The following is a 21,920-nucleotide window of genomic DNA, read 5'->3' as shown; positions in this document are numbered from 1 at the left end:
ACTCCAATTTCAAGTTAGCAGATAAAAACCAAATACCATAATAATTTTTTGAGCATTTTTCAGACAATAAAAAAGGCTTCCACAAGAAGCCTTTTTTTAATTAAATCATAACCTTATTCAACCGTTACGCTTTTTGCGAGGTTGCGAGGTTGGTCTACATCGGTACCTTTAATCAAGGCCACATGGTATGACAATAATTGCAGTGGAATGGTGTAAATCAGTGGTGCCATAAACTCATCACAATGTGGTACCTGGATGACTTTCATGGTGTCGTCTGATTCAAACTCAGCATCGACATCGGCAAATACATACATTAACCCGCCACGAGCACGTACTTCTTCAACGTTAGATTTAAGCTTCTCGAGTAACTCATTGTTGGGTGCGACAACGATCACTGGCATATCGGCATCAATAAGCGCTAATGGGCCGTGCTTTAACTCACCTGATGCATAAGCTTCTGCGTGAATGTATGAAATTTCTTTAAGCTTTAGTGCGCCTTCCATTGCGATTGGATATTGATCACCACGGCCTAAGAATAGTGCATGTTGTTTGTCGGCAAAGTCTTCTGCTAATTCTGCAATGGCATCATTTAAGCCAAGCGCTTGTTCCACTTTAGCTGGCATTGATAACAAGCTTTGAGTAATAGCGGCTTCCATGTCGCTAGACATGCCATTATGACGACCGATAGCCGTAGTTAACATTAATAAGCCAGCAAGTTGTACGGTAAAAGCTTTAGTTGATGCGACACCAATTTCTACACCGGCTTTCATCATGTAAGCCATGTCAGATTCACGCACTAATGATGAACCGGCTGAATTACAAATGGTTAAAGTGGCTTTGTAGCCCATTTCTTTAGCAAGACGCATTGCCGCTAATGTGTCGGCAGTTTCACCAGACTGCGAGATAGTCACTAATAAGCTATTTGGGAATAAGTGCGACTTGCGATAACGGAACTCTGATGCAATTTCAACGTTACACGATACGCCAGCCCAGTCTTCTAACCAGTAACGCGCAGCCATACCCGCATGATAACTGGTACCACAGGCAATAATTTGCACGTGTTTAATGTCTTTTAATAACTCTGCGGCATTTTCACCAAAAGCAGAATCTAATACTTTACCACCAGCAATACGACCTTCTAATGTATGGGCAATAGCCGTTGGCTGCTCATAAATCTCTTTGAGCATATAGTGACGATATTCGCCTTTATCACCGGCATCATGGGTTACTTCTGACTCTTTCATTTCACGCTGAACTGCGTTGCCGTCAAGATCAAAAATGTTAACGTCACGACGGGTAATTTCCGCTACGTCACCTTCTTCTAAAAAGGCAAATGAACGGGTAACAGGTAGTAAAGCGAGTTGGTCAGAAGCAACAAAGTTTTCGCCTAAACCATAACCAATCACTAACGGGCTACCACTACGAGCAACAACCATACGTTCGCTATCACGACGGTCGATAACCACGGTACCGTAAGCGCCTTCAAGTTGTTTAACTGTGGCTTGAACTGCAGCTAATAACGTACCAGCGGTTTTAAGTTCGTGGTGCACAAGGTGGCAAATAACTTCAGTGTCGGTGTCTGATGAAAACACATAACCTAAGCCTTTAAGCATCTCGCGTAGTTTGTTGTGGTTTTCAATAATACCGTTGTGAACAACTGCAATATCGCCCTCAGATAAATGTGGGTGTGCATTACGTTCACTTGGTTCGCCATGTGTTGCCCAGCGAGTGTGAGCAATACCGGTTCCGCCAGCCAGTGGCGCGGCGTCTAACGCTGATGACAACTCTTGTACTTTGCCTAAACGACGGGTACGGCTTAATTCACCTTGATGAATAACAGCAACACCTGCTGAGTCATAACCGCGGTATTCAAGGCGACGAAGGCCTTCTACTAAAATTTCTGCAACATCCCTTTGCGCAACAGCGCCTACGATTCCACACATGTTAGTTGTTTCCTTTACTGTTTAAATTTAATTTTGTTTACTGAGCATATGGCGCGAGTAAGACTCTAACGCCATGTGCTGAAATAATGTCTACTGCTTGTGGGCTAATGTTGTCGTCGGTGACTAATACATTGACCACATCCCACGGCAGTTCTAGGTTAGGGATCCGTCGACCAATTTTGGTCGACTCTAATAACACCACTACTTCACGTGACATTTCGGCCATCACTTTGCTTAAGCCGGTGAGTTCGTTAAATGTAGTCGTGCCACGATCCAGGTCGATACCATCGGCACCGATAAATAGTTGATCGAAATTATATGAACGTAATACTTGCTCTGCCACTTGGCCCTGAAAAGACTCTGAATGTGGGTCCCAGGTGCCACCGGTCATCAATAATGTCGGCTCATTTTCAAGTTCATGAATTGCGTTTGCCAGTTGCAATGAATTCGTCATCACCACGAGGCCACGCTTATCATTAAGTTGCTGCACAATCCCTGACGTGGTGCTGCCACTGTCAATAATGATTCGGTTATGATCGCGAATAAGCTCAGCCGCTTTGGCGGCAATAGCTTGCTTATTTAACGATAACGTTTCATTGGCTAATTGCGTCATTTCCTGAGGTACAGATACCGCACCGCCATAGCGACGTAACAATAATCCGTGCGTTTCTAGCATGGCCAAATCTTTGCGGATCGTGACTTCTGAGGTAGCGAACAAACTGGCCAGCTCATCGACACTGACTTCACCTTGGTCGTTGACCAATTTAATGATCGAATGGCGACGTTGTTGAGTATTACGTTTGGTCATTTGATTAAAAATCTTTCACATAAGTTTCGAATCGAAAGATATTTTAGCAGTAAATGAAACTTTATCTAGATCTGAATCGTTAAAATTGAAATAAAAGTACAAAAAAACCTCTGTGGTAAGCAGAGGTTTTAGGGGGATACGGAATATAATCAGAAATATGCGCAGCTTAAAACTTAATTTCTGCCGCTAAACTGATATTACGCTCCTGGCCGACAGTGACCATGTTGTACTCACCACCTTCGATATAATCGGTATCAAATACATTTTTAACATTGGCACGAACGCTAACATCTTTGTTCATAATATTCATGGTATATGCTGCGCCCAAGTCAAAGCGAATATAATCATCTTTACTGATAGTGTTGTCAGTATTGGCGAAACGATCGCCAACATACACAGCACCAAAGTTCATTGCAAAGTTGTCGGTTATTTCGTAACGCGTCCAAATATTAGCGGACCATTCTGGCGCATCTATCGGTGTATTGCCTTCAAGCTCATCACCGGTTTGATATTCAGCATCTAAATACATCATTGATGAAGTAACAAACCAATTCTGACTTATTTGACCTTGAGCACCTAATTCAAATCCACGATGTTTTTGCTCACCACCTTGTGTGGTGATATAGGTAAATGAGCCTGTTGGTACCGCTAATGTTTCCGAAATAGTAATATTTTCTAAGGTGATATCAAATACTGCTGCCGTCATTAATAAACGGTCGTCAAACAACTCCCACTTAGTTCCGATTTCATACTGAATACCGTATTCAGGTTTTAAATCCAGTTCATCGTTAACGTCAAATTGATTATTAACAGCACCTTGTGGAGTAAAACTTTTTGAATAGTTAACGTAAATACTGCCATTTTCTTTTGGTGAATAAATTACACCAAACTTAGGTGATACAGCATAGCTATTCTCACCTAAACCGTCTTTCTTTTGCTCGTCATAACGTACACCAGCAAGCAACTTCCACTGCTCATTGAATGTTATTAAATCTTGTAAATAGAAACCGTAATAGTTGTATTCAGTCGGTGTCTTTTTAGCAGACAAATGATGATCAAGATCTTGTTGAATGGCAGCCTGTCCAGGCACAATTTTTTGAGTGACGCCACTTTGAATTTGCTGCTGGTAGAAATAGTCTAAATAGTTAGCACCTATTAATAACTGATGTTCAACATCTGCAACATTTAAGTTTGCAGTAAAGTCGACAAAAGCGGTTTTATGTTGCCAGTCATCATAGCGATCAAATGGTTTAATGCTGTAACCGTTGTTAAAAGGATCAGGCTCATATTGTGGCGAAGAGTCGAAACGTTGACGATTAAACTGCTGATCGTTATAACCTGCTTTTACTTTCCACACATCATTTATATGCCATGTAATATCAGCACCTAAATTTGAAACCGTATTATCGGTAAAGGCCCAAGGAGCATCCCAAATAGTTTTATTATCACCAATCAAATTACCGTCATTATCTAACCAACCACCAGCATCTATTCCCGCTTTATCTTGAGTATGATCATACTTAACAGATAACAAAATATCATCGCTAAGGTCGAACTCCATGTTGATATAGCCTAACCAACGATCACGTTCCTGTGCTTCGTCAGTGGTTGAATATTCACGCCAGTACTCCGTATCTTGTTTAACCAAAACAGCACGATAACGAACACTTTGTGCTTCGTTCAAACTGCCACCCGCATCAAGCTGAACACGAGTAGAACCATTTTCATCTGTATCAAAACCAATATCGAGCATTGAGTCATATGTTGGTTTTTTGGTGACCATATTCACTAAGCCACCAGGGCCAGATTGGCCATATAACATACTAGAAGGCCCTTTAAGCACCTCTACTTGTTGGAGAGTTTCAATAGGCTGTATGTAGTGAGACCATTGCTGGTGGCCATTAATTAAATAGCCATTGCCAGAATCTAATTCGAAACCACGAATACTAAAAACTTGGCGGTTCCAGCGTGTAGTCCCTGCCGTTACACTTGAATCATTCACTAATACTTCAGCAAGGTTAGTTGCCAATTGTTCATCGGTTACAAAATCAGGGATAACATTGACTGATTGTGGAGTATCCATTAGGTCGATATCACCGCGCATAGCACCAGATGCTGTACCGACTTTATAATCGTTAAAAGTTCGACCCATGACATTAATACGTTCCATGTTTGTATCACTAGATACTTCAGCCATTACTGGCATCATCATTAATGCTAAACCAACGGCTAAACCTATAACTGAATATTTAAATACCATTTATAACTCCTCAATGAAATCTCTACTCCAATAAACGAGAGTAATATAAATGAGAAGCGTTTCTATTTATACTTTTTTTAAAATCTTTACAATTGAATGTGATATAGATCGTAATCATATATAAACCAACGAGTTGAGCTAGCACGCTAAAATGAATTTAAGCTTAATTCATCTCTTTTTTGTGATTTTATTTGGTGAGTTTAATATTGATAATCTTTAAGACAATAAAAAAGCGACCAATGGCCGCTTTAGAATAATTAGTATAAACATCTACTTTTTAATTTTAATCGGTCGTTGCCAACCCGTAATATGGCGCTGTTTTACACGGGTAATAACTAATTCATTTTCTGCTACATCTTTAGTGATAGTAGAGCCGGCACCCAAGGTGGCGTTTTTGCCAATAGTCACTGGGGCAACTAATTGAGTGTCGCTTCCTACGAAGACGCCATCTTCGATGGTGGTAATAAACTTATTAGCTCCATCGTAGTTACAGGTAATGGTACCAGCACCAATATTCACACCAGCACCAATAACAGCATCACCTATGTAACTCAAGTGGCCCGCTTTAGAGCCAACACCTAACACTGATTTTTTTATTTCAACAAAATTACCAATGTGCGCATCTTGCTTCAGTTCCGCCCCTGGGCGTAAACGAGCAAAAGGTCCAGCACTGGCTGCTTGCCCAAGCTTTGCGCCTTCAACGATGGTATAAGGTTTAATTTCAGCGTTATCTGCAATGTCACAATTAATCAGAATCGCACCAGCACCAATCGTGACATTATTACCTAATACCACTTTACCTTGGAATATGACATTGATATCAATCATCACATCCATACCCACGGTAACATCACCACGAATATCGATACGTGCAGGGTCGCGTAAATTGGCACCTTCTAACATGAGTTTTTCAGCAGCGCGAGCTTGGTAAGCACGTTCTAACTGTGCTAATTGCACACGATTATTTGCGCCTTCAACTTCAATGGCTGACTGGGGTTGTGACGTGGTAATAGCGACACCATCAGCATGAGCCATGGCAATGATGTCTGTTAAATAATATTCGCCTTGAGCATTGTTGTTAGATAACCGATTCAACCACGCTTTTAATTGCTTGCCGGGTACCGCCATGATGCCGGTATTCACTTCAGTGATTTTTAATTGGTCCGCGTTCGCATCTTTTTGCTCAACGATACCAACAACCTTACCAAACTCTCTCACTATGCGGCCATAGCCTGTTGGATTAGTCAGATTGACAGTCAAAATAGCGAGGCCATTTTTCTCACGCGCGGCAAGCAAGCTTTCGAGTGTTGATTGTTGGATAAGCGGAACGTCACCATAAAGAATGAGTACGGTATCATCGTCGTTAATGTTTGGATTGGCTTGTGCTACAGCATGGCCAGTACCAAGCTGCTCGGCTTGCAATACCCAGTTTAATGTTTGCTCACCTAATGCCGCTTGTAGCTTATCTGCACCATAGCCATACACTAATTGAATCGCTTGTGATCCTAATGAGTTAGCTGTGTCGATAACATGCTGAACCATACTTTTATGAGCAATTGGATGCAGAACTTTAGGCAAATCAGAGCGCATGCGAGTTCCTTTGCCTGCAGCTAAGATGACAACATTTAACGACATAATTAATCCCTTCAAACAACATAAATTCTAATTGGCGCTATTTTAGCTTAATCTCAATACAAATGGAAAAACTCACGATGTGGTATTTCAGTATTATACCATTCCGCGTTAGTAAGTGATCTCTCAGCGAGAATTTAAAAGGGCTTAAACAAGGCGAATGACTGAATGAATAGTTATTCTCTTTCGAAGTCATGCAACGCAGTGTAAGCCCTTTTAAAACTCGCCTGAAAGGAATGCCCCAGCGGCTTTTGCTCTGCGTTCTCGCTATTTGAAAGGGAACAACCATTACTACATAGCGACGCCTTAATCAAAAACCGCTGGATACATTCTGAGTGGTCACTTATTAATGCAGAATGGTATTAAACGGCAATAAAAAAGGCGACTCATAATGAGTCGCCTTTTCAGCGTCAAATAATCAGATTATCTGGTGATATTTCGCTTGATGGTTTCAACTACTTTCAATTGAGCCAAAGACTTGGCTAATTCGATAGCTGCAGCTTCGTAATTGAAGTCGGCGCCAGCATTAGCAATAGCTTGCTCTGCACGTTCCTTCGCTTGTAAAGCGGCTTTTTCATCAATATCATCGGCACGTAATGCTACATCAGCAAGTACTGAGATTGCAGTAGGTTGTACTTCCAGTAAACCACCTGAAAGGTACAACACTTCTTCACTACCATCTTGCTTGATAAAGCGCGCCATACCAGGCTTGATTGTTGTTAGTAGAGCAACGTGGTTAGGCATAATACCTAACTCACCTTCAGCGCCGTTCACTTCAAAAAAGCTCACTTCGCCGTGGTAGATGCTGTCTTCTGCACTAACAATATCAAGTTGGACTGTTTTGGCTGCCATCAAGTTCTCCTTAAAGAACTAAGCTTTACGGCCTAGTTATTTCTTTTTGTTCGCTTTTTCGATAGCTTCATCGATTGAGCCAACCATGTAGAACGCTTGCTCTGGAATGTGATCGAACTCACCTTCCAAAATACCCTTAAAGCCACGGATAGTGTCTTTTAGAGAAACGTACTTACCAGGAGAACCTGTAAACACTTCTGCTACGAAGAAAGGTTGAGATAAGAAACGCTCAATCTTACGTGCTCTGAATACCATGGTTTTGTCATCATCTGACAATTCATCCATACCCAAAATAGCAATAATGTCTTTCAGCTCTTTATAACGCTGTAATACAGTTTGTACACCGTTTGCAACATCATAATGCTCTTGACCAACAACCTGTGGATCTAACTGACGTGAAGTCGAGTCCAACGGGTCAACGGCTGGGTAAATACCCAAAGAAGCAATTTGACGAGACAATACAACTGTCGCATCTAAGTGAGCGAAGGTTGTAGCGGGTGACGGATCGGTTAAATCGTCCGCAGGTACATATACAGCTTGAACAGAAGTAATCGAACCAGACTTAGTTGAAGTGATACGTTCTTGAAGAACACCCATCTCTTCAGCTAGTGTTGGCTGATAACCTACTGCTGACGGCATACGACCTAATAGTGCAGATACTTCAGTACCAGCAAGGGTGTAACGATAAATGTTGTCCACGAACAACAATACGTCACGACCTTCGTCACGGAACTTTTCAGCGATACTCAGGCCCGATAACGCTACGCGTAAACGGTTTCCTGGAGGCTCGTTCATCTGACCATAAACCATGGCTACTTTGTCTAATACGCCTGAATCTTTCATTTCGTAGTAGAAGTCGTTACCCTCACGAGTACGCTCACCAACACCAGCGAAAACAGAAAGACCTGAGTGAGCTTTAGCGATGTTGTTAATCAGTTCCATCATGTTAACTGTTTTACCAACACCAGCACCACCGAACAGACCAACTTTACCACCTTTAGCGAAAGGACAAACAAGGTCGATAACCTTGATACCCGTCTCTAAAAGTTCAGTTGAGTTTGACTGTTCTTCGTATGAAGGAGCTGCACGGTGAATTTCATAACGCTCTTCTTCACCGATAGGACCCGCTTCATCAATTGGCTCACCTAGTACGTTCATAATACGGCCAAGGGTTGCAGCCCCTACCGGAACAGAAATTGGTGAACCTGAGTTTACTACCTCTAGACCACGACGCAGACCATCAGAAGAACCCATAGCGATGGTACGAACTACACCACCACCTAGCTGCTGCTGAACTTCCAGCACCAAACCATTGCAGGCGCCTTCGCCAGTGATCTTCAGAGCGTCATATACTCGAGGTACAGAATCTTGTGGAAACTCTACGTCCACAACCGCGCCAATTACTTGGACAACAGTACCTGTGCTCATGATTAATCCTCTAAACTTGATTTCGTTACCTAACCTAAACCGCTGCAGCGCCTGATACAATTTCCGACAGTTCTTGCGTAATCGCAGCCTGACGGGCCTTGTTATAGACGAGTTGCAAATCATCGATCATTTCACCAGCGTTATCTGTTGCCGCCTTCATTGCTACCATACGGGCAGCCTGTTCAGAGGCAATATTTTCAACAACGCCTTGATATACCTGAGACTCTATATAACGAGTTAATAATACATCCAAAATTTCTTTTGGATCTGGCTCGTAAATATAATCCCAAGGATAACTAGCTACTTCTTCATCTGATTTAGGTAAAGGTAGCAGCTGTTCGATCACAGGAGTCTGGGACATTGTATTAACAAATTTGTTAAACACAATATACAGACGATCCAGTTTACCTTCGTTGTAAGCTTTTAACATGACACGTACTGTGCCAATCAAATCAGCAAGTTTTGGCGCATCGCCTAAACCTGATGCATGGGCAGATATTTCACCACCAAAGCTTTTAAAAAACTGAACAGAACGGGCACCAATTGGGCAAAACTCAACATCTGCACCTTGTTCTTTCCATTTTTTAACGTCTGACACAACCTTTTTGAAAAGGTTGACGTTCAAACCACCACAAAGACCACGGTCGGTTGCTACTACTATGTAACCAACCCGCTTGGCATCTCTCACCTCTAAATAGGGGTGTTTATATTCGAGAGTACCTTGCGCTACGTGACCGATCACCTTACGCATATTTTCTGCATATGGACGGCTTGCTGCCATGCGTTCTTGCGCTTTACGCATTTTGCTGGCTGCTACCATTTCCATAGCGGAAGTGATCTTCTGAGTATTTTTAACACTCGCGATCTTGGTTTTAATCTCTTTAGCGCTGGCCATCTCTACTCTCCAATCTGGGACCTGAGGTGCCTAATGACACCCCGTGTTCATTATTACCAGGTTTGGGTTTCAATGAACTTGTCCATGCCTGCCTTTAACTCACCTTCGATATCAGCGTTATAATCGCCAGTAGCGTTGATGGTGTTCATTAGGTCAGCATGTTGACTGTTCATGTATGAAAGCAGAGCGGCTTCGAAGCGACCGATTTCATTTAAAGCAACACCTTTCAGGAAGCCTTTTTCAGCTGCGAAAATAGACACAGACTGAGCAGCAACACTCATAGGAGCATATTGTTTTTGCTTCATTAATTCGGTTACACGCTCACCATGCTCAAGCTGAGCACGAGTTGCATCATCTAAATCAGATGCAAACTGTGAGAACGCTGCAAGCTCTCGATACTGTGCTAGTGCAGTACGAATACCGCCAGACAGTTTCTTGATGATCTTAGTCTGCGCTGCACCACCAACACGAGAAACAGAAATACCTGGGTTAACTGCTGGACGTAAGCCCGAGTTAAACAAGTCAGTCTCAAGGAAGATCTGACCATCTGTAATAGAAATTACGTTGGTCGGTACGAACGCTGATACGTCACCAGCTTGGGTTTCAATAATAGGTAACGCGGTTAACGAACCGGTTTGGCCTGTTACTGCACCATTTGTGAACTTTTCTACATAGTTCACGTTTACACGTGAAGCACGCTCTAATAAACGCGAGTGTAGATAGAATACGTCACCTGGGTACGCTTCACGTCCTGGTGGACGCTTCAATAGCAATGAAATTTGACGGTAAGCAACTGCTTGCTTAGACAAATCATCATATACAATTAAAGAATCTTCACCGCGGTCACGGAAGTATTCACCCATAGAACAACCAGAATATGGAGCTAAGTATTGCAGTGCGGCAGCTTCAGAAGCTGATGCAACTACAACGATAGTGTTAGCTAGTGCGCCATGTTCTTCAAGTTTACGTACTACGTTAGCGATGGTAGAAGCTTTCTGACCAACAGCAACATAGACACACTTAATACCTGAATCTTTCTGGTTGATAATTGCATCGATAGCCATCGCTGTTTTACCAGTCTGACGGTCACCAATAATCAATTCACGTTGACCACGACCGATTGGGATCATGGCATCAACGGCTTTATAACCAGTTTGGATTGGTTGGTCTACTGACTTACGCTCAATAACACCTGGAGCAATCACTTCAACAGGAGAGAAACCGTCGTTGTCGACAGGTCCTTTACCATCAATTGGCTCACCAAGCGTGTTAAGAACACGGCCAAGTAGTCCACGACCAACAGGTACTTCAAGAATACGACCAGTTGTTCTTACTTTTGCGCCTTCTGCTAAATTAGCATAAGGGCCCATTACTACGGCACCGACAGAATCACGTTCTAAGTTCAACGCGATTGCAAAACGGCCACCAGGCAGTTCGATCATTTCACCTTGCATTACATCGGCTAGGCCGTTAATGCGAATGATTCCGTCGCTTACTGCAACAATAGTACCTTCGTTGCGAGCTTCACTAACGACGTTGAACTGCTCGATCCGCTGCTTAATCAGATCGCTGATTTCAGTGGAATTCAGTTGCATGCTTAAACTCCCAATTACGACTGCAGCTTGTCAGACAAACGCGATAACTTACCGCTTACCGAGCCATTAATGACTAGGTCGCCTGATTTAATAATCACACCGCCAATGAGCGATGCGTCGATGCTGCAATTCAGCTTAACTTTGCGTGCGAGACGTTTCTCTAGAGAAACACTAATTTGCTGTTGTTGCTCAGAAGTCAACTCAAAAGCAGAAACCACATCGGCTTCAACTTCTTTCGCCCACTCATTACGGTATTCAGCAAAAAGTAGCGATACTGCTGACAGTATCCCTAAACGACCGTTTTCAGCCATTACCTTTATCAGGTTTTGACCTTGCTCATTGACTTGCTCACCGCATACGTTAATAAACAGTGTGGCAAGTTGTGTACTCGCAAGAGTACCATTAAGCAATGGCTTGATTGATTCGTTTTCACTCACCAATGAAGCGAAAGTTAACATTTCTGTCCAACTTTCTACTGCTTTATGCTCAACAGCAAAATCAAAAGCTGCCTTTGCGTAAGGGCGAGCGATGGTGCTTAATTCAGCCATAACTCAACTCCCTTAATCAAATTTCAGCAACTAGTTTATTAACTATGTCACTGTGGGCTTCTGCATCGATTACACGTTCAAGGATTTTCTCAGCACCAATAATGGCTAGAGAAGCAACTTGCTTACGCAAGTCATCTTTTACGCGATTACGTTCGTTTTCAATTTCTGCTTGACCCTGAGCGATAATTTTAGCGCGCTCAGTTTGTGCTTCAACTTTAGCTTCTTCAACGATTTGAGCTTTACGCTTGTTAGCTTGCTCAATAATTTCGTTGGCAGTTACTTTTGCTTCTTTAAGTTGCTCAGTAGCTTTAATTTGTGCTAACTCTAGATCTTTTGCTGCACGGCCGGCATCTGCCAGACCATCAGCAATTTTCTTCTGGCGTTCTTCGATGGCATTCATCAACGGAGGCCATACAAACTTCATGCAAAACCACACGAAGAGAATAAAGGCAACCGTCTGACCGAGTAAGGTAGCGTTGAAATTCACAACAGCCTCCTAGTTAGATTAAAGACAGAAGCGTTAGTTAAAGCATTGCACCCAATGGGTTAGTAAATAGCATAAATAGCGCAATACCTACACCAATCATAGTTACGGCATCTAAAAGACCCGCTACGATGAACATTTTAACTTGTAACATAGGCGCCATTTCTGGCTGACGAGCTGCACCTTCTAAAAACTTTCCACCTAAAAGGCCGAAACCGATAGCTGTTCCTAATGCACCCATACCAATAAGTAGAGCAACAGCAATAGCCGTCATTCCTAATACAGTTTCCATATCTATCTCCAATATTCTAAATCGTTGTTATTAATGATTTAGGTCAAAAAAATTTTCGGTTACCCTTAGTGATCTTCATGCGCCATGCTTAAATAAACAATGGTCAACATCATGAAAATAAATGCTTGTAAAGTAATAACTAAAATATGGAATATTAGCCAACCTAGTTGTAAACCTACACCTAGAGCAGATAACGCCACGTTAGAACCATACATCAATGCAATAAGGATAAATATCAACTCACCAGCATACAAGTTACCAAATAGTCGCAAAGCCAATGAAATCGGTTTCGCAATTAAGGTGACTGTTTCTAGTAATAAGTTGACGGGTATCATTGCCCAATGGTTAAAAGGCTGAAATGTTAGTTCTTTAACAAAACCTGAAACACCTTTGACTTTAATGCTGTAGTAAATAATCAGCACAAACACACCAAGAGCTAAGCTAAAGGTAATGTTAACGTCAGTAGTCGGAACTACTTTAAGGTATGGGATACCCATTAGACTTGCTGCATGAGGCAACCAATCAACAGGGACCATATCCATGAAATTCATCATGAAAATCCACACAAAAATAGTCAGAGCTAAAGGCGCAATAACAGGATTGCGGCCGTGAAAGGTTTCTTTTACGCTGCTATCAACAAACTCAACAATCATCTCGACAAAACATTGAAACTTGCCAGGAACGCCTGTTGTCGCTTTCTTGCCAACACTGTAAAACAGCCATAAGAACAACATCCCAAGCCCAACCGAAAAGAGCAACGAATCAATGTGCCATGTCCAAAACCCTTCACCAACGCTTAAATTGGTAAGGTGATGTTGGATATAGCCCTGCGGTGTTAACGCTTCACCAGTTGCAGCCATGATTCATCCCACTTAACTTTGCTTGAAATATAAAGGTGCTATCCAATGCACAACTAACGCTAACGAATAACAGGTAAAAAGCGGCATAAAACCGACTTTCATATTGATAAACGCCAACGAAAACAATGCAATGGTCAAGAGCATCTTTACCGCTTCCCCCCAGTAAAAGCTTTTAACCACTTTTGCTGCAGAGCTTGCCCCACTATGTGAGAAAGCTAGGGTTGCGAATACAAAATTAGGAAGTACAGCGATAGTCGCACCTGCTAACGCAGACTGACCATACTGTGCTCCCCACATTACGAAAAATAGTATTGAAATAATACCCGCGACAATCGCTTGTACCAGCACTAATTTATAGGCTGCTAACCTACCACGACGCGCTAAAACATTACCCAACTTCATATCTCCGCATTATGCTTTTCGCGGTCCTAATTTTAAATTTAATATATTAAACCAGCCTTAAGATACAAAAAGCCTGCAAAGTATACCTTTTCGCGCTTTGTTTGCAACTTTGATGATGGGAAAACAACGATTTAATGAGTGAATTAGCGCTAAATATATAAAAGTAAAAATTAGCGCTGTGTCACAAAATTACTACATGAAATGGTTTAGTCAGCTTTTTAACGGATTTTACTTAAAATACCGTCTAATTCAGCGAGATTCTGGTAGTTTATTACAATTTTCCCTTTGCCTTTAGTACCATGGTTAATGGCAACTTTGGCACCGAGCCTTTCAATTAACTCTTGTTCTAAACGGCTAACATCATGATCTTTAGCATGAGTTTCGGCGACTTTAGCCGGATTTAAGGCTTTATTAACTAATCGTTCAGTTTCTCGAACAGTCATTTCCTTTGATGCAACTAATCGAGCTAAATTAGTCTGTTCATCACCCTCAATGGCCAATAAAGCACGGGCATGGCCCATATCAATGTCACCGTATTCTAACAAACGTTTAACAGGCTCATTGAGACTGTTTAATCGCAATAAATTAGAGACACTAGCCCTAGATTTACCAACCGCATCAGCAACTTGTTGATGGGTTAATTCAAATTCTTCCAACAAACGCTGTAAAGCGATTGCTTCTTCCATCGCATTGAGATCTTCACGTTGAATATTCTCAATCAGCGCGATAGCAACCGCGGCTTCGTCGGCCACCTGTTTAACAATACACGGGACTTTATCGAGTTTTGCTAGTTGTGCAGCACGCCAACGGCGCTCACCTGCAATAATTTCATAATTACCATTTGCCACTTTACGTACAACAATAGGTTGAATAACCCCTTGTGAACGGATGGACTCCGCAAGCTCTTCTAATGCTTCTGGAGACATATCTTTACGCGGTTGGTATTTTCCTGTTTGAAGTTTATCCAGATCAAGGTGTATAAGTTCGCCCGCTGTCGTTAATGGCAAAGTCTCTTCTGGTTGTTCGCTCTTACGACTTGCAGCATTGCTGTGGCTTAATAAGGCATCCAAGCCTTTACCTAAACCGCGTTTTTTTAACGTCATTTTTATGTCCTACGCTTGTTTGGGTTGTGTTTGCTGCTCAGCACGACGAATAATTTCACCCGCAAGGGCTAAATAAGCTTTGGCTCCAGCACTCGATTTGTCGTAATACATTGCAGGCGCACCAAAACTAGGGGCTTCTGCTAGACGAATATTTCGAGGAATGACCGTTCTATAAACCTTATCACCAAAATGTTGCTTTAGTTGGTCTGATACATCATTTGATAGGCGATTACGAGGGTCATACATGGTGCGTAAAATGCCTTCTATGGTTAACGTCGGGTTTACCATAGCACCAAGCTTAGTAATGGTATCAATTAACGCAGTAAGCCCTTCTAATGCATAATATTCACATTGCATTGGTACAAGTACAGAATCAGCGGCTGACATGGCATTAACTGTTAACATATTTAATGATGGTGGGCAGTCGATAAAAATATAATCGTAATCGTCTCTAATTGGCGCTAATGCATTGCGTAAACGGATCTCGCGAGCATAAAACTCCATTAGCTTAATTTCTGCCGCAGTGACATCACCATTACCAGCGATCAAATCAAACTTACCTACGGTATTTTTGATCACGATGTCTGCAAAAGGTTTTTCTTCTACGAGGAGCTCATAGGCGGTATTGTCGACATTGTATTTATCAACGCCACTGCCCATAGTTGCATTGCCTTGAGGATCTAAATCGATCAACAACACTTTACGCTTTGTGGCGGCAAGTGATGCGGCTAAATTTACGCAAGTTGTTGTTTTTCCTACGCCACCTTTTTGGTTGGCTACGGCAATGATTTTACCCACAATGTCATCCTGTCTTTAAATTATTGATGTCCGGTTAGCTTAATTAGCGAAAGAAATGCACTTTATTGCTTAGCAATTTTTAATAAATGTCGCTGTTCATCTAACTTTGGTACATGCAATACAATGGTTTCGACCAGCGAAAAACCTGCTGGCATTTGCTGTAATTCTTGTTCGTTTAACTGACCTTTTAAGGCGTAGTAGATGCCTTTTTCAGTTGGCAAATGATGACACCAACTGAGCATATCTTGTATTGACGCGAATGCTCTGCTTAAAACACCATCAAATTTTTCATCAGGTTGATAAGCTTCAACCCGACTTTCTACTGAGGCTATATTATTAATTTTTAGTTCAAATTGAACCTGTTTCTGAAAACGGATCCGTTTACCTAAACTGTCCAATAATACAAATTGTTTGTCTGGGTTCATGATTGCTAACGGGATCCCAGGTAAACCAGGACCCGTGCCCACATCAATAAAACGCTGTCCTTCAAGATAAGGAGAAACGGTTAGACTGTCCATAATATGACGGATTAACATTTGCTCAGGATCGCGAACCGAGGTGAGGTTATAGGCTTTATTCCATTTAGCGAGCATTTCAACAAAACCGATTAATTGTTTTTGTTGTAATTCAGTGGCCGATATTTTCATTTCAGCTAAATAAGTTTGGAGTTGGGCAGATAACACAGAAAGCCTCGTAAAATGCATGAACAGACGGCGGTTATTATGAAGCCGTAAAAGCACTAAGGGAAGCCTTATGGCTTCCCTAGTGTTATTGAGTCGAAAAAATATCTGAATTTAAGCGCTTTTTCTCAATAAACCGCGTTTTTTCAAATGTACTAGCAAGATTGAGATCGCTGCCGGAGTAATACCCGATATGCGCGAGGCTTGTCCTACCGTTTCAGGTTTGTGATTATTGAGCTTTGCTATCACTTCATTTGAAAGGCCTGGCACTTCTTGGTAATCAAGATCCAGTGGCAATAATGAGCTTTCATGACGGATCGCTTTATCAATTTCATCTTGTTGACGCTGGATATAACCAGAATACTTCACTTGAATTTGCACTTGCTCAGCGGCTTGTGGATCTTCAAGACCTGGGCCAAAACCTTCTAATTGCATTAATTTACTGTAATCCATTTCAGGACGACGCAGTAAATCTTCAAAAGAGGCTTCGCGAGATATTGGTGTATTCAATTGCGGATTAAGCACATCCAGCAATGGAGAATTTGGGTGTACCCACTGTCCTCGTAGACGTTGTAATTCAAGTTCGATCGCTTCTTTTTTCTTACTGAACATTTCCCAACGTTTATCATCCACTAAGCCAAGTTCACGGCCTTTTTCTGTTAAACGAAGATCAGCATTATCTTCACGAAGTAATAAGCGATATTCTGCACGGCTGGTAAACATGCGGTACGGTTCTTTGGTACCTAATGTTGATAAATCGTCAACTAATACACCAAGGTATGCTTCATCACGACGAGGACACCAAGTCTCTTTACCTTGTACTTGTAATGACGCATTCATACCCGCTAATAAACCTTGAGCACCCGCTTCTTCATAACCTGTTGTGCCGTTGATTTGGCCAGCAAAGAATAAACCGGCAATGGTTTTGGTTTCTAATGAGTTTTTAAGATCGCGTGGATCAAAATAATCGTACTCAATTGCGTAACCTGGACGAACAATTTCAGCATTTTCCATGCCTTTAATTGAACGAACTAAATTGAGCTGAACATCAAACGGTAAGCTGGTAGAAATACCATTAGGGTAAATTTCGTTGGTACTCAAGCCTTCTGGTTCGATAAAGATCTGATGTGATGATTTATCTGCAAAACGATGGATTTTATCTTCAATCGATGGGCAATAACGTGGACCAATACCTTCAATAACACCTGAATACATTGGGCTTCGGTCTAAACCACCACGAATAATATCGTGAGTTTTTTCATTAGTGTGAGTAATAAAACAAGAAACCTGTTTTGGATGCTGACTCACATCGCCAATAAATGACATAACAGGTAATGGTGTATCACCTTTTTGTTCCGTCATTTGCGAAAAATCGATAGTGTTAGCATCAATACGTGGTGGTGTACCTGTTTTTAAACGGCCAACACGGATTGGTAATTCACGTAAACGATTTGCTAATGCAATTGCTGGCGGATCGCCTGCACGACCACCGCTGTAATTTTGTAAACCAATGTGGATCTTGCCACTTAAAAACGTGCCTGTCGTTAATACAACAGTTGGTGCTTCAAATGCTAATCCCATTTGTGTGACAACACCAACAACTTTATTATTTTCAACAACTAAGTCATCTACTGCTTGTTGGAAAATGCGTAAGTTAGGTTGGTTTTGTAAAATAGATTGGATTTTTTGACGATATAGAGCTCTATCTGCTTGTGCACGAGTTGCACGAACAGCAGGGCCTTTACTTGAATTTAATGTTCTAAATTGAATTCCGGCAAAATCTGTGGCTGTTGCCATTGCGCCGCCTAATGCATCGATCTCTTTAACCAAATGGCCTTTACCAATACCACCGATGGCTGGATTACAAGACATCTGACCTAATGTGTCGATGTTATGGGTTAACAATAATGTTTTTGATCCCATTCTTGCTGCTGCTAGTGCTGCCTCTGTACCGGCATGACCACCACCAACGACAATTACATCAAACCGTTCATGAAAATGCATTATGCGACCTTTGATTGCTAAGAAAGTTAAATTCTATTTGAAACGTTATTCAATGAGGACATTTTAGCACTTGCTTGTCTGAACGTGAACGATCATTTTTCATAGATTGATCAAGATGGGTTTGCTTAATAGATCTTAAGATCTTTATATAGATCTTTTTATTATGTTTATTATTAGGATCGCCATTTTCTGTTAGTAACTTTTATTCTTTATTAAAATCAATAGTTAACAGCTAACTAAACTTGTGATCTGATCGCGATCAAACTCAAGATAACATGGGGATAGATCGGGTAGTTATCCACAAGGGTGATCTTTAAGCGGATCGGAGTGTGAATAGTACAGAGTTATGATCGCTAAAAATAATAGCTTACCCACAAAGTTATCATTAAAAATAGTAATTTGTGGATAAGTAAGATCTAAATTGTGAGTTGATCTGAGTTTATACAATTAAAGATCGATTTTTTTACAGATTAATTTTAGATTGCCATTGTGTTAACCACGCTAGCGCAGGCTCTTCAGGCACAGGGTCTTGTTGAACATCAATTTGGATCTTATCCACAATAGGTTTAGATCCGCATTGCACAAGTAGATCAATTATTTTTTCAGGCCCTTGGCAGAAAGTGTCATAGCTTGAATCACCAATGGCACATAATGCATGATGGATCGATGTAAGATCCGGCATATTGAGCATTAATTGCTTATAAAAAGGCACTATATTGTCTGGTAGATCGCCTGCACCATGGGTAGAACTGACAATTATCCATACTGAAAAGTCGCTTAATTGATCCCATTGTGGGTCAATTAACACCTCCGTTTGGTGGTTTAATTGGCCTAATTGCGCTGCCATTTCATCAGCGACATATTCTGCGCTGCCCAACGTTGTACCTACTAATAACGCTATTTTTGCCATTTTGACTCCGAATAATTGATAAGTTTGGTCGTTTTAACGTCGGTTTTGTTCACTATGGAGTTATTTTACTCGTTCAATTACGCTTGATGTTGGCTTATTTACACTTTTTAGCGCGAAACTTAGTACAAAATAATCGTTCATATGATTGGCTTGATACTGTTATCAACATTTTTTAAGCTTATGAAGTAAAAAAACGAGCCATAAAGGCTCGTTTTGGGTGACTGGTTAGTTAGCATTAACAGATTTAGACTAAGTTAAATTGCCGCTTAATCCTTGTTAAGCAATTGCTTACCTTAGATAATCTGTAAATGTTTAGCATGGAAGCGCAGGTGATCTTCAATGAAGGTCGCGATAAAGTAGTAGCTATGGTCGTAGCCAGGTTGCATGCGCAATTCAAGTGGGTAGCCTTTGTTTTTAGCGATATTGACGAGTGCTTGTGGCTTTAACTGCTCATCTAAAAAATTGTCATTACTGCCTTGGTCCACCAGCGCAGGCACAAATTGTTGGCTGTTTTGCATCAGCTCACAGCTATCATATTGTTGCCATTGTAGTTGATCATCGCCCAAATAACCGCGAAACGCTTTAATTCCCCATGGGCAATCCATAGGATGACAAATCGGGCTAAATGCCGAGACGCTGTTAAATTGATTTGGATTTTTTAATGCAATAGTCAGGGCACCATGGCCGCCCATTGAATGCCCACTAATGCTACGTTGATTCGTCACGGGGAAATGCGCTTCAATTAATGCTGGCAGTTCAGATACCACGTAGTCGTACATCTTATAGTGCTGATCAAACGGTGGTTTGGTGGCATTGAGATAGAATCCTGCACCTAAACCAAAATCATAAGCACCATCTTTATCATCGGCCACACCTTCGCCACGTGGGCTGGTATCTGGTGCAACAATGGCAATTCCAAGTTTTGCAGCAATACGTTGTGCGCCTGCTTTTTGCATAAAATTTTCGTCAGTGCAGGTGAGCCCTGACAACCAATACAATACTGGCACATTTTGCTGTTCTGCTTGTGGCGGTAAGTAAATAGCAAAACGCATTGTGCAATTGAGTGCTGCCGATTGATGACTGTATTGTTTATGCCAGCCACCAAATGCCTTGGTGCTGCTGATATTTTCAATGGTCATTATGTATCCTTATTTGTCATCACGCAGTTAAGTCGTTTTATACTTAACTGCGTCTGTCATCATAAATGAAGCGTTACTTAGCAAAGTGGATAACACTGCGGATACTTTCGCCTTTGTGCATTAAATCAAATGCATCGTTAATCCCTTCAAGGCCCATTGTGTGGGTAATAAAGTGGTCTAACTTAAACTCACCAGCTAAATATTGCTCAACAATACCGGGTAATTCGCTACGTCCTTTTACACCGCCAAATGCACTGCCACGCCATACTCGGCCGGTCACTAATTGGAATGGACGCGTTGATATTTCTTGTCCTGCACCTGCTACACCAATAATAACTGACTCACCCCAGCCTTTATGACAACATTCTAATGCACTGCGCATCACGTTAACGTTACCAATACATTCAAATGAGAAATCAACGCCGCCATCGGTCATTTCAACAATCACTTCTTGGATTGGTTTATCAAAGTCTTTAGGGTTTATACAATCAGTTGCGCCGAGCTTTTTAGCTAATTCAAACTTAGACTCGTTTAAATCGACACCAATAATACGGCTTGCTCCCGCCATTGTTGCGCCAATAATGGCTGATAAACCAATACCACCAAGACCAAAAATAGCCACTGTATCGCCTTTTTGAACTTTAGCTGTTTTCAATACTGCGCCCATACCGGTAGTGACACCACAACCTAATAAGCACACTTCTTCTAATGGCGCTTCTTTACTGACTTTAGCTAATGAAATTTCGGGTAATACTGTGTATTCAGAAAAGGTTGAGCAACCCATGTAGTGGAAAATAGGTTCGCCATCTTTAAAGAAGCGCGTGGTGCCGTCTGGCATTAAGCCTTTACCTTGTGTGGCACGTACTGCACTACATAGGTTAGTTTTTCCTGAAGTACAGAATTTACATACACCACATTCTGCGGTGTATAACGGAATAACATGGTCGCCAACTTTGACACTGGTAACACCTTCGCCAACCATATGAACAATCCCGCCGCCTTCATGACCAAGAATTGCTGGAAATACGCCTTCAGGATCATCACCTGATAAGGTGAATGCATCGGTATGACAAACACCCGATGCCACGATACGTACCATGACTTCACCTGCTTTTGGGTACATAACATCGACTTCTTCAACCGATAACGGTTGACCTGGTCCCCAAGCAATTGCGGCTTTTGATTTAATAAATTGTGCAGACATAGATAGCTTCCTTAAACGTAAACACCATGAAATATGGATGATAAACATCACTACAGTGTAGTGTATTTATCCATTGTATTTGT

20 protein-coding genes are annotated in these 21,920 nt (G+C 41.6%); all 20 read right to left on the bottom strand.

Annotation, left to right across the window (positions count from 1 at the left end):
• Positions 1-113: 113 nt before the first annotated feature.
• Positions 114-1,943, bottom strand: a complete 1,830-nt coding sequence (glmS, locus tag AC19MV_RS17525) for a glutamine--fructose-6-phosphate transaminase (isomerizing) (RefSeq protein WP_498309166.1) — start codon at positions 1,941-1,943, stop codon at positions 114-116.
• Positions 1,944-1,980: 37 nt separating this feature from the next.
• Complete coding sequence (locus tag AC19MV_RS17520) at positions 1,981-2,751, bottom strand: DeoR/GlpR family DNA-binding transcription regulator (protein ID WP_498299279.1); 771 nt, start codon at positions 2,749-2,751, stop codon at positions 1,981-1,983.
• Between the two features lie 166 nt (positions 2,752-2,917).
• The gene (locus AC19MV_RS17515; protein WP_498309164.1) at positions 2,918-5,011 is read right to left on the bottom strand and encodes a TonB-dependent receptor; all 2,094 of its coding nucleotides are present in this window, start codon (positions 5,009-5,011) and stop codon (positions 2,918-2,920) included.
• Positions 5,012-5,281: 270 nt separating this feature from the next.
• On the bottom strand, positions 5,282-6,646 hold the full coding sequence (gene glmU / locus AC19MV_RS17510) for a bifunctional UDP-N-acetylglucosamine diphosphorylase/glucosamine-1-phosphate N-acetyltransferase GlmU (RefSeq protein ID WP_498309162.1): 1,365 nt from the start codon (positions 6,644-6,646) through the stop codon (positions 5,282-5,284).
• 420 nt (positions 6,647-7,066) lie between these two features.
• Complete coding sequence (locus AC19MV_RS17505) at positions 7,067-7,495, bottom strand: F0F1 ATP synthase subunit epsilon (RefSeq protein ID WP_432403385.1); 429 nt, start codon at positions 7,493-7,495, stop codon at positions 7,067-7,069.
• Positions 7,496-7,531: 36 nt separating this feature from the next.
• Complete coding sequence (gene atpD, locus AC19MV_RS17500; protein ID WP_160055766.1) at positions 7,532-8,923, bottom strand: F0F1 ATP synthase subunit beta; 1,392 nt, start codon at positions 8,921-8,923, stop codon at positions 7,532-7,534.
• A gap of 34 nt (positions 8,924-8,957) precedes the next feature.
• A complete protein-coding gene (atpG, locus tag AC19MV_RS17495) occupies positions 8,958-9,818 on the bottom strand; it encodes a F0F1 ATP synthase subunit gamma (RefSeq protein WP_432403383.1) in 861 nt (286 codons plus the stop codon).
• A gap of 53 nt (positions 9,819-9,871) precedes the next feature.
• Complete coding sequence (atpA, locus tag AC19MV_RS17490; protein WP_498299281.1) at positions 9,872-11,413, bottom strand: F0F1 ATP synthase subunit alpha; 1,542 nt, start codon at positions 11,411-11,413, stop codon at positions 9,872-9,874.
• A 14-nt stretch (positions 11,414-11,427) separates the two neighbouring features.
• Positions 11,428-11,961, bottom strand: coding sequence for a F0F1 ATP synthase subunit delta (gene atpH, locus AC19MV_RS17485; protein WP_432403379.1), 534 nt, complete (start codon positions 11,959-11,961; stop codon positions 11,428-11,430).
• A 16-nt stretch (positions 11,962-11,977) separates the two neighbouring features.
• Entirely contained in the window at positions 11,978-12,448 is a 471-nt protein-coding gene (gene atpF, locus AC19MV_RS17480) for a F0F1 ATP synthase subunit B (protein WP_432403377.1), read from the bottom strand.
• Between the two features lie 37 nt (positions 12,449-12,485).
• Positions 12,486-12,737: a F0F1 ATP synthase subunit C gene (gene atpE / locus AC19MV_RS17475; RefSeq protein WP_011639455.1), complete on the bottom strand. Its 252-nt coding sequence runs from the start codon at positions 12,735-12,737 to the stop codon at positions 12,486-12,488.
• Positions 12,738-12,802: 65 nt separating this feature from the next.
• Complete coding sequence (gene atpB / locus AC19MV_RS17470; protein ID WP_432403375.1) at positions 12,803-13,597, bottom strand: F0F1 ATP synthase subunit A; 795 nt, start codon at positions 13,595-13,597, stop codon at positions 12,803-12,805.
• A 12-nt stretch (positions 13,598-13,609) separates the two neighbouring features.
• Positions 13,610-13,993 (bottom strand): ATP synthase subunit I, encoded by a 384-nt coding sequence (locus AC19MV_RS17465; protein WP_432403446.1) that lies wholly within the window; start codon positions 13,991-13,993, stop codon positions 13,610-13,612.
• A gap of 224 nt (positions 13,994-14,217) precedes the next feature.
• Complete coding sequence (locus tag AC19MV_RS17460; protein WP_432385276.1) at positions 14,218-15,102, bottom strand: ParB/RepB/Spo0J family partition protein; 885 nt, start codon at positions 15,100-15,102, stop codon at positions 14,218-14,220.
• A gap of 9 nt (positions 15,103-15,111) precedes the next feature.
• Positions 15,112-15,900 carry a ParA family protein gene (locus AC19MV_RS17455; protein ID WP_432403373.1) on the bottom strand — a complete coding sequence of 263 codons (789 nt, stop codon included), beginning with the start codon at positions 15,898-15,900 and terminating at the stop codon, positions 15,112-15,114.
• A 62-nt stretch (positions 15,901-15,962) separates the two neighbouring features.
• Entirely contained in the window at positions 15,963-16,583 is a 621-nt protein-coding gene (rsmG, locus tag AC19MV_RS17450) for a 16S rRNA (guanine(527)-N(7))-methyltransferase RsmG (RefSeq protein WP_432403371.1), read from the bottom strand.
• A 111-nt stretch (positions 16,584-16,694) separates the two neighbouring features.
• Positions 16,695-18,584, bottom strand: coding sequence for a tRNA uridine-5-carboxymethylaminomethyl(34) synthesis enzyme MnmG (gene mnmG, locus AC19MV_RS17445; RefSeq protein WP_498299284.1), 1,890 nt, complete (start codon positions 18,582-18,584; stop codon positions 16,695-16,697).
• A 463-nt stretch (positions 18,585-19,047) separates the two neighbouring features.
• Complete coding sequence (gene mioC / locus AC19MV_RS17440) at positions 19,048-19,494, bottom strand: FMN-binding protein MioC (protein ID WP_498309160.1); 447 nt, start codon at positions 19,492-19,494, stop codon at positions 19,048-19,050.
• 293 nt (positions 19,495-19,787) lie between these two features.
• On the bottom strand, positions 19,788-20,633 hold the full coding sequence (fghA, locus tag AC19MV_RS17435; protein WP_498309158.1) for an S-formylglutathione hydrolase: 846 nt from the start codon (positions 20,631-20,633) through the stop codon (positions 19,788-19,790).
• A 73-nt stretch (positions 20,634-20,706) separates the two neighbouring features.
• Positions 20,707-21,837 carry an S-(hydroxymethyl)glutathione dehydrogenase/class III alcohol dehydrogenase gene (locus AC19MV_RS17430; RefSeq protein ID WP_498309156.1) on the bottom strand — a complete coding sequence of 377 codons (1,131 nt, stop codon included), beginning with the start codon at positions 21,835-21,837 and terminating at the stop codon, positions 20,707-20,709.
• Between the last annotated feature and the right edge of the window lie 83 nt (positions 21,838-21,920).

This window comes from Shewanella sp. MF05913 (genome assembly GCF_059758095.1).
This window is presented reverse-complemented; position numbering and strand designations above follow the sequence as displayed.